Below are 1,737 nucleotides of genomic sequence, written 5' to 3'. Positions count from 1 at the left end.
CCCAACACGTTTCCAACGCTCCTCAACCTGCGCTCGATCATTTCCGACAAGTCCCTTGCAGCGATGATCCCCATGGCTGCGGGCAAGATCGACCTTACGGTCGGCTATGGCATCGTGCTCTGGCACATCCTGGTGATCAGCCTGCAAACCGCCCTTGGCTTGCCGTGGCCGGCCGCAGTCCTCGTCGTCATCTGCCTCGGCGCCTTCACCGGTCTTCTCAATGGCCTCTTGGTCGAGGTCGCGCGCATCGACAGCTTCATCGCAACACTCGGCACCGGTACGGTGCTCTATGCACTGGCGCTTTGGCACACCGGCGGCCGGCAGGTCGTCGCACTCCTGCCGGAAGGCTTCCTCGCCCTCAACGGGACGATGGTTTTTGGTCTGCCGATCACGGGCTTCTACGTGCTCGTCCTCGCGGTGGCGATGTGGCTCATGTTCGAATATCTGCCAATCGGGCGCTACATCTACGCCATTGGCGCCAACCCCAAGACGGCTGCACTCAACGGCATTCCCGTACAGCGGTTCACTGTCGGCGCGTTCATGGCCTCCGGCGTGCTGACCGCTGTCACTGGCGTTCTGCTCGCCTCAAAGCTGCGCATCGGCCAGGCGAGTGTCGGCCTTGAATATCTCCTGCCCGCTCTCGTCGGCGCCTTTCTCGGTTCGACCACGATCAAGCCCGGTCGCGTCAACGTCTGGGGCACCATGATCGGCGTCGCCGTGCTCGCGGTCGGCATCGCCGGTATCCAGCAATTCGGCGGTTCTTTCTGGGTCGAGCCGCTCTTCAACGGCCTCACGCTGCTCGCCGCGATCGGCATGGCCGGCTACGCGCAGAGAAAGCGCGGCGCCGTTGCCAAGCTGCCGGCCGGAGCACCTGACCGCAAGGCCTGAGGCACGACCAGCCATGGATTTCGTGATCGGCGACAAGCCGACAACAACGAAACGTCCGGCGAGAAACCGGAACGACAATCACACCAAGGAGAACGCTCTATGTTGCATTCGATCCTCCGAACCGGCGCTGTCGTCGCCGGGCTAGCATTCGGTCTTGCTTCCGTCCACGCCGACCCGCTCGCGGACGCGAAAACCTTCGTCGACAAGTATGCGTCCAAAGTTGACAAGTGGGACGGCCCGACCTCCGGTCCGAAGATTGCCAAGAGCAAGACCATCGTTGTGCTTGCCTCGGACATGAAGAACGGCGGCGTTCTCGGTGTCACCAAGGGCATCGAAGAAGCTGCCAAGGCAGCCGGTTGGACCGTGCGCACGCTCGACGGTGCCGGATCGGTCTCCGGCCGCACCGCCGCCTTCGGCCAGGCCATGACGCTGAAGCCCGATGGCCTCGTCATCTGCGGCTTCGACGCGATCGAGCAGAAGCCGGGCATGGAGGCAGCCAAGGCCGCCAAGATCCCGATGGTCTCCTGGCACGCCGCTCCCGTCATCGGCCCAGTACCCGAAGCCGGTGTCTTCGCCAATGTGACGACCGATCCGATGGCCGTCTCCACTGCCGCGGCCAACTGGAGCTTCGTCGACGCCAACGGCAAGCCGGGTGTGATCATCTTCACCGACTCGACCTACGAGATCGCAATTGCCAAGGCCAAGAAGATGAAGGAAGTCATCGAAGCGCTCGGCGGCAAGGTTCTCGAATGGGTCGATACGCCAATCGCCGAGACCTCGACGCGCATGCCGCAGCTGACCACCTCGCTCCTGCAAAAGCATGGTGCCGCCTCTGTCTCTTATACACAT

2 protein-coding genes are annotated in these 1,737 nt (G+C 63.0%); both read left to right on the top strand.

Translation table 11 applies throughout. From position 1 onward, the window contains the following. Positions 1-888 (top strand): ABC transporter permease (locus Q2941_RS51530; RefSeq protein WP_458197528.1); only part of this gene is annotated, 888 nt, incomplete at its 5' end. Positions 889-987: 99 nt separating this feature from the next. After that, positions 988-1,737 (top strand): substrate-binding domain-containing protein (locus Q2941_RS51525; protein ID WP_458197527.1); only part of this gene is annotated, 750 nt, incomplete at its 3' end.

Source organism: Bradyrhizobium sp. UFLA05-153, from assembly GCF_054185185.1.
Note: the sequence above shows the minus strand (reverse complement) of the source record. Positions and strands in the feature narration are given on the sequence as shown.